The organism is Pseudoalteromonas sp. 1181_04, from assembly GCF_052850545.1.
The window spans coordinates 1-7,507 of sequence record NZ_VXCS01000052.1 but is presented as its reverse complement, the minus strand read 5'-3'; the positions used below and the strand labels follow the sequence as shown (position 1 = coordinate 7,507).

The 7,507-nt window shown below is 42.4% G+C and carries 8 protein-coding genes; all 8 read right to left on the bottom strand.

From position 1 onward, the window contains the following. Nucleotides 1–144: 144 nt before the first annotated feature. Nucleotides 145–1,572, bottom strand: a complete 1,428-nt coding sequence (locus FW757_RS22760) for an NAD-dependent succinate-semialdehyde dehydrogenase (RefSeq protein ID WP_182795031.1) — start codon at nucleotides 1,570–1,572, stop codon at nucleotides 145–147. Between the two features lie 434 nt (nucleotides 1,573–2,006). Continuing rightward, nucleotides 2,007–2,345, bottom strand: coding sequence for an ISC system 2Fe-2S type ferredoxin (gene fdx / locus FW757_RS22755; RefSeq protein ID WP_145236547.1), 339 nt, complete (start codon nucleotides 2,343–2,345; stop codon nucleotides 2,007–2,009). Between the two features lie 11 nt (nucleotides 2,346–2,356). Further along, a complete protein-coding gene (gene hscA / locus FW757_RS22750) occupies nucleotides 2,357–4,219 on the bottom strand; it encodes a Fe-S protein assembly chaperone HscA (RefSeq protein WP_145236544.1) in 1,863 nt (620 codons plus the stop codon). A gap of 51 nt (nucleotides 4,220–4,270) precedes the next feature. Next, nucleotides 4,271–4,798 (bottom strand): co-chaperone HscB, encoded by a 528-nt coding sequence (gene hscB / locus FW757_RS22745; protein WP_182794826.1) that lies wholly within the window; start codon nucleotides 4,796–4,798, stop codon nucleotides 4,271–4,273. Between the two features lie 92 nt (nucleotides 4,799–4,890). Beyond that, the gene (gene iscA / locus FW757_RS22740; RefSeq protein WP_145236536.1) at nucleotides 4,891–5,214 is read right to left on the bottom strand and encodes an iron-sulfur cluster assembly protein IscA; all 324 of its coding nucleotides are present in this window, start codon (nucleotides 5,212–5,214) and stop codon (nucleotides 4,891–4,893) included. Between the two features lie 10 nt (nucleotides 5,215–5,224). After that, nucleotides 5,225–5,608 (bottom strand): Fe-S cluster assembly scaffold IscU, encoded by a 384-nt coding sequence (iscU, locus tag FW757_RS22735; RefSeq protein ID WP_145236533.1) that lies wholly within the window; start codon nucleotides 5,606–5,608, stop codon nucleotides 5,225–5,227. 40 nt (nucleotides 5,609–5,648) lie between these two features. Then, nucleotides 5,649–6,866, bottom strand: coding sequence for an IscS subfamily cysteine desulfurase (locus FW757_RS22730; protein ID WP_149980538.1), 1,218 nt, complete (start codon nucleotides 6,864–6,866; stop codon nucleotides 5,649–5,651). Between the two features lie 23 nt (nucleotides 6,867–6,889). Beyond that, the gene (iscR, locus tag FW757_RS22725; protein ID WP_145236527.1) at nucleotides 6,890–7,381 is read right to left on the bottom strand and encodes a Fe-S cluster assembly transcriptional regulator IscR; all 492 of its coding nucleotides are present in this window, start codon (nucleotides 7,379–7,381) and stop codon (nucleotides 6,890–6,892) included. Between the last annotated feature and the right edge of the window lie 126 nt (nucleotides 7,382–7,507).

Here is a 7,507-nt window from a genome sequence, read left to right as displayed (position 1 = left end):
AAGCGGTAAGCGGTAAGCGGTAAGCGGTAAGCGGTAAGCGGTAAGCGGTAAGCGGTAAGCCAAAAATTTGAGCGTTGCAAATTATTATGTCAACACTTAAAAAGCACTCGGACAGCTTAAAACTTATAGCTTACCGCTCTAAAGCTAAATTTTCATACACACATATTTTTCTTCGAGGTACTCGTCGAGCCCTTGGTGGCCACCTTCGCGACCAAGACCTGACTGCTTAACCCCACCGAACGGTGCCACGGGGTTTGATATTAACCCTTCGTTAATACCTACCATGCCGTACTCTAACGCTTCGCTCACTCGGTATATTTGTTTCAAATCTTGGCTATAAAAATAAGCAGCTAAACCATAAGGCACATCGTTGGCCAGTGCTAAAACTTCAGGCTCTTCATCAAATACAATGATACTCACCACCGGGCCAAAAACTTCTTGATGGTAAATGTCCATCTCCGCAGTTACCCCATTTAAAATAAGCGGTGCTTGATAGTTACCACCAAGCTCAACATTATCACCTATTTGTACCGCACCTTTTGCTTTGGCATCTGCAACCAACTCTTGTACTTTTTGCTTAGCTTTAGGATAAATCAACGGCCCTATATCTGTTGCGTCATCAAGCCCATTACCGACTTTCAGTGCTGTAACTTTTTTAGCTAATTTATCAACAACTTGATCAAGCACGCTACGCTGTACAAAAATACGGTTAGCCGCGACGCAAGTTTGCCCGCCATTTCTAAATTTTGCCCCCATAAGTCCCGTTACCGCTTCATCCAAATCGGCATTATCAAAAATAATAAACGGCGCGTTACCACCAAGTTCCATTGAAGTACGCTTAATAGTAGGGGCACATTGTGCAAGTAATTGCTTACCTACGCCCGTTGAACCGGTAAAAGTGAACTTACGAACAAGTTCAGATTCAGTTAGTAACTCACCCACCATTTTAGCGTTTTCAGAGAGCAATACATTAAAAGCGCCTTTTTCAAAACCGGCTTGGTCAGCCAAATAAGCTAATGCTAAAGCACATAAAGGTGTATGTTCCGAAGGTTTTAGTACAAAGCTACACCCAGCGGCATAGGCTGGTGCAACTTTACGGGTAACCATAGCAATTGGAAAATTCCAAGGAGTTATGCCTGCAACCACGCCAATAGGCTGTTTAAAACTAGTTAAACGATGATTGTCATCAGTGGCGGGGATCACATCACCATAGCTACGTTTGGCTTGCTCTGCGAACCACTTAATAAACCCAGCCCCATATTCAACTTCACCAAGGGCTTCTTTTAATGGTTTACCTTGCTCTTTAGTCATTAATTCAGCAAGGGTTTGTTTATGCTGCATAACCAGTTCAAACCAACGCATTAATACATTACTACGCGTTGTGGCATTGGTGGCTTTGAGTTTAATAAATGCGCCGTGAGCGGCGTTGATGGCTTTATGAACCCCATCATCATCGATATCACTTACCATGATGATGCTTTGCTGTGTAGCGGGATCATCAACACTAAAGTGTTTTTCAGTGGAGTAAAACTCACCGTTAATGAAAGAGTCGTTAAATAGTAGATTATTCATAAAACCTCCAAAGCAATTATTACGGCATATAGCCAATGTTATGTTCACCACCGATAAGTGAAAGGTACTAGGTCAAAGGCAAAGACTAGCTCCACCTAAAATCTAACATCTCAATACAACCGCGCGACATAAAGCCGCGCCTACACAAATTCAAACATTGATGCCAAACCATAGCCGCGTGAGCGTAAATGAGAAGATATACCCTTCACTTATCTCTAAAGCGCAGCGCAATCTTAACCTCTTTGTGAATAAATCACTTAAATCTTTCGCGGCATAAAGCCGCGCCTACGCAAATTCAAACATTGATGCCAAACCCGTAGGCGCAAGTTTACCTCGCGCAATTTTCCACCTTTATAAACAAAAACACCGCGTTCAAATTGAGCGCGGTGTTTTCTTTAAAGCTTAAGGCTTACAACTTATAGCTGCGCTTTAAATCAATGCTCTTCATTAACGATATTGAGATTGTACTTCGGTATTTCAACTATTAAGTCTTCATCACGGATTATTGCTTGGCAACCTAGGCGTGATTCAGGCTCTAAACCCCATGCTTTATCTAGCATGTCGTCTTCAAGCTCGTCGCTTTCATCAAGTGAGTCAAAACCTTCACGAATAACTAAATGACAAGTGGTACACGCACATGACTTTTCACAAGCATGTGGAATACTGATACCGTTTTTAAGTGCAACATTAAGAACTGTTTCACCACTTGGTGCATCAATTGCAGCGCCGTCAGGACATAATTCCGGATGGGGAAGAAAAATAATTTGTGGCATTCTAACCTCTTTTAAACGTTGTCTACTGACTGCCCTTGCAGTGCTTTTTTGATCGATGCATCCATTCTTAACTCAGCAAATTTACTGCTGGCGTTATCAACTTTCTCAATGGCTGCTTTTATTTGATTTGGCTCGGTAGCTGTCTCACGAACTGTAACTAGCTTCGCTATTTCAGCGTTCAAGTTAGTTAATTCATGTTCAGCAAGTAAAGCACTGTCTGTTGCTAATGATGCATAAAGTGCTTCGATAACACGCAATGCTTCAACTTGTTGCTCTTTGAGCATACGCGCTTGCATATCATCTTTGGCATTAGTCATCGACTCTTTAAGCATATTAGCTACTTGGTCATCTGACAAACCAAACGATGGTTTAACCTGGATTTCAGCTTGTACGCCAGTTGATTTTTCCATTGCAGATACGCTAAGTAAGCCATCGGCATCGACTTTAAAGGTCACACGAATATGCGCCGCACCGGCTGCCATTGGTGGAATACCTTTTAAGCTAAATTTAGCCAATGAACGGCAATCATCAACTAGCTCTCGTTCACCTTGCAATACATGCAGCGACATTGCAGTTTGACCATCTTTAAAAGTGGTAAACTCTTGTGCTCGTGCTACAGGTATAGTGGTATTACGCGGAATAATCTTTTCCACTAAGCCGCCCATAGTCTCAAGGCCAAGCGACAGTGGTAATACATCAAGTAACAACATGTCTGAATCAGGCTTGTTGCCCACTAACACATCCGCTTGTAATGCTGCACCAAGTGCAACGACGCGGTCCGGATCAATAGAGGTAAGCGGCTCTTTATTAAAAAATTCAGCGACTTGGTTGCGTACGATTGGCATACGAGTTGAGCCGCCGACCATAACTACTTGCAGTACTTCGTCATTTGTAATGCCAGCATCTTTAACTGCACGGCGACACGAACGGAGTGTTTTTTTCACCAGCACCATGGCTAGTTCTTCAAACTTTTCGCGAGTGACTTCAACCGTGTATTTTTCATCATCAAACTCAAGACCAACATTCACTTTAGCATATTGGCTTAGTGCTTCTTTACAAGCTTTAGCTTTATTAATAAATAAGCGTAATACTGATGGAGATAGCGTCATCACACCGGTTTCACGTTTAAAATGATCCACTAATAATGAGTCAAAATCATCGCCACCTAGGCTTGAATCACCACCGGTTGCCAGTACTTCAAATACACCTTGGTTTAAACGCAAGATTGAAATATCAAAGGTACCGCCGCCTAAATCATAAACTGCGATAATGCCTTCTTGGCCTGAATCTAAACCATAAGCAACCGCGGCTGCAGTTGGCTCGTTTAATAAACGCAGTACATTAATACCAGCAAGCTCTGCGGCATCTTTGGTGCTTTGGCGCTGTGCATCATCAAAATAAGCAGGTACTGTGATCACGGCACCTAAAATATCTTGCCCTGCAAAGCTTTCTTCAGCGCGTTGCTTTAATGCTTTTAAAATATCGCTTGATGCGGTGATTGGGCTGATGTTGCCAGCCGCGGTGGTAATCGCTAATGCGCCATCATGCTGACAAAAATCATACGGTAATTGGCCGTAGCTTTGCTCTATTTCAGCTTGAGTTTTACCTAAAAAACGTTTAACTGAAATTAAAGTATTCACAGGATCTTGTGTTGCAGCTTGAGCGGCAAGTTCGCCTACTGTTATACCATCAGCGGCGTAACGTACAACAGACGGTAACATGGCTGCGCCATTAACATCGGTTAATGTACGGGCTTCGCCACTTTGTACTGTCGCAACAAGTGAGTTGGTAGTACCAAGGTCAATACCAATTGCTAACTTATGTTCATGTGGTGCCGCGCTCTGCCCCGGCTCAGCAATCTGCAATAATGCCATAATGATCTTTAACTCTTGTTTGACTTACCAATGGTGCAGTAAGTTAGATAATTAATCGTCGAATAAACTGTCTTCAATACGCTCTAATTCATCTCGTAATTTATACACGAACTTTAATTTTCGAATGCTATCAGCGGCTAACTGCCATTGCTGCTCGTCATTACTTGCCAATTGCTCAGCAAGTTGCGCACTGTATTGAGTGTCTAGTTGTTTTATTTGCTTCTCGAACTGAGCAATCGCTGTGTCTGGATCATCGCTTGTGCTTAGCTCTTCAAGCTCTTCACGTAATTCCATTTGCTGCATTAAAAACAGTGGATCTTGTAGTGTTTGCTGCTCGGCACGAATATCAACACCCAATTCACTCAGCATGTATTCTGCGCGTTTTACCGGATGCTTTAAAATTTGTAAGGCATCATTAATTTCTGCGGTATTTTGTACGGCTAATAACTTATCACGGCTGCTGGCATTGGCATGGCGATCTGGGTGAACGGCACGCTGGAGTTCGAGGTAATTCTTAGTTACTTTTGCCAAATCTACATTGTAATTAACGGGTATCGCAAACAATTCAAAATAGCGCATAATTCCAACCATGCCAACAATCTATTGGCTTAAAATTCAGATAGAACAAAGCCCTACAGGTGCAGGGCTTAAGAGTACAATCACTTTATTGTTTATACTGTGAAACTTTCGCCACAACCACACTCATCAGCTTGATTTGGGTTAATAAATTTAAACCCTTCGTTCAAACCTTCTTTAGTGTAATCAAGCTCGGTGCCATCAATATAAACTAAGCTTTTAGCGTCGACGATTACTTTAACCCCTTTAGATTCAAATACTTCGTCGCCTTCAGATAACTCGTCAACAAACTCAAGAACATATGCAAGACCTGAACAGCCCGTCGTTTTAATGCCTACGCGCAGGCCTAAGCCTTTTCCGCGATTTGCTAAAAATGATTCTACGCGGTTTACTGCCGCTTCTGTCAATGTCACTGCCATGATTTATCTCTTACTTCGCTTGTTTACTTTTGTAATCTGCAATTGCTGCTTGAATTGCATCTTCAGCTAAAATTGAACAGTGAATTTTCACTGGAGGCAATTCAAGCTCAGCACTGATATCAGTGTTCTTGATCATTGCAGCTTCATCTAATGTCTTGCCTTTAACCCACTCTGTTACAAGTGACGATGAAGCAATTGCGCTACCACAACCGTATGTTTTAAATTTAGCATCTTCAATTATGCCTGCAGCTGATACTTTAATTTGCAGCTTCATTACGTCACCACATGCTGGTGCGCCAACCATACCCGTTGCTACTGATGGATCATTTTTGTCTAATACACCTACGTTACGTGGGTTTTCAACATGATCGATTACTTTATCACTATACGCCATAATTCTATCCTCATTACCTGCTAGTGGATGTGCTCGTCAATTAATGATGAGCCCATTCAACTGAATCTAAATCAACACCCTCTTGATGCATTTCCCAAAGAGGAGACATCTCACGTAAGCGACCGATAGAGTTTTTCATTAAATTGACGGTATAATCAATCTCTTCTTCGGTGGTAAAACGACCAATACTAAAACGAATTGAGCTGTGTGCTAATTCATCGTTGCGGCCAAGCGCACGTAATACATAAGAAGGCTCTAAACTTGCTGAAGTACAGGCAGAACCTGATGATACAGCAATATCTTTAACAGCCATCAATAACGACTCACCTTCAACAAAGTTAAAGCTGATGTTAATTATTCCTGGTACTGATTGGTCCGGCGTACCGTTAAAGTACACTTCATCCATATCAGCCATAATGCCATCAATTAAACGCTTACGAAGCGCGCTGATGTGAGCATGATCTTTTTCGAAATCTTGTTTGGCAATTCTAAATGCAGCACCCATACCAACCAACTGGTGAGTCGCTAGCGTACCAGAGCGCATTCCACGCTCATGACCACCACCATGCATTTGTGCTTCTAAACGAGCACGCGGTTTACGGCGAACATACAATGCACCGATACCTTTCGGGCCATATACTTTGTGCGCTGAGAAAGACATAAAATCAACTTTAAGCTGTTGCACGTCGATTAAAACTTTACCGGCACTTTGTGCAGCATCAACGTGGAACATGATTTTACGTTCGCGACACATTTCGCCAATAGTCGCGATATCTTGAATTACACCTAGCTCGTTGTTTACATGCATAATGCTCACTAACACTGTGTCATCGCGCATTGTGTCGGCTAATTTTTGTAAATCAAGTAGGCCGTTTTCTTCAACGTCCATATAGGTTACTTCAAACCCTTGACGCTCTAGCTCACGACAGGTGTCGATCACTGCTTTATGCTCAGTTTTAGCGGTAATAACGTGCTTACCTTTCTTTTTATAAAACTGTGCTGCGCCTTTAATTGCAAGGTTGTTTGATTCTGTCGCACCCGAAGTGAAAACGATTTCACGTGGGTCTGCGTTAATTAAATCTGCGATATCAGTACGAGCTTGATCAATCGCTTCTTCAGCTTGCCAACCAAAACGGTGTGAACGTGATGCAGGGTTACCAAAATTGCCATCCATTGTTAGGCATTGCATCATTTCTTTTGCTACACGCTCGTCAACTGGCGTGGTTGCTGCGTAATCTAAATAAATCGGTAACTTCATTTCTTTCTCCGCTGGACGCCAACTTATAGTTGGCAGCTTACTTGAATATTTTCCAATTGCTTGAGTGCATTATTAACGCTGTTATCTTGGCGAGATGAAACTTCCTTCACATCTGACTTTTCCACCAATTCAGCAAGGGTAATACCGTTTAAAAAGTCTTCTATTCTGGTACTTAGATCAGACCATAAGGTGTGAGTTAAACACCGCATACCGCTTTGACAGCCGCCCGTTGCACCATGGCATCGGGTTGCATCTATTGATTCATCAACGGCGTTGATCACATCACCAACCGAAATTGCATGCGTTTCTCGACCGAGTAAATAACCACCACCAGGTCCACGCACTGAGCTGACTAAACCACTTTTACGTAACCGGGCAAATAACTGCTCTAGATACGACAAAGAAATTTCTTGTCGTTCTGAAATATCAGCAAGGGGAACTGGCCCTACATTTGTATGTAGCGCAACATCCAGCATCGCTGTGACGGCATACCTGCCTTTTGATGTTAACTTCATGGAGCCCCCGCACTAAAGAGTGCAAATTTTAATTACCAGAGTAAAATAGTCAAGTATTAAATAAAGTCTAGGTTCTAGGTTCTAGGTTCTAGGTTCTAGGTTCTAGGTTCTAGGTTCTAGGTTCTA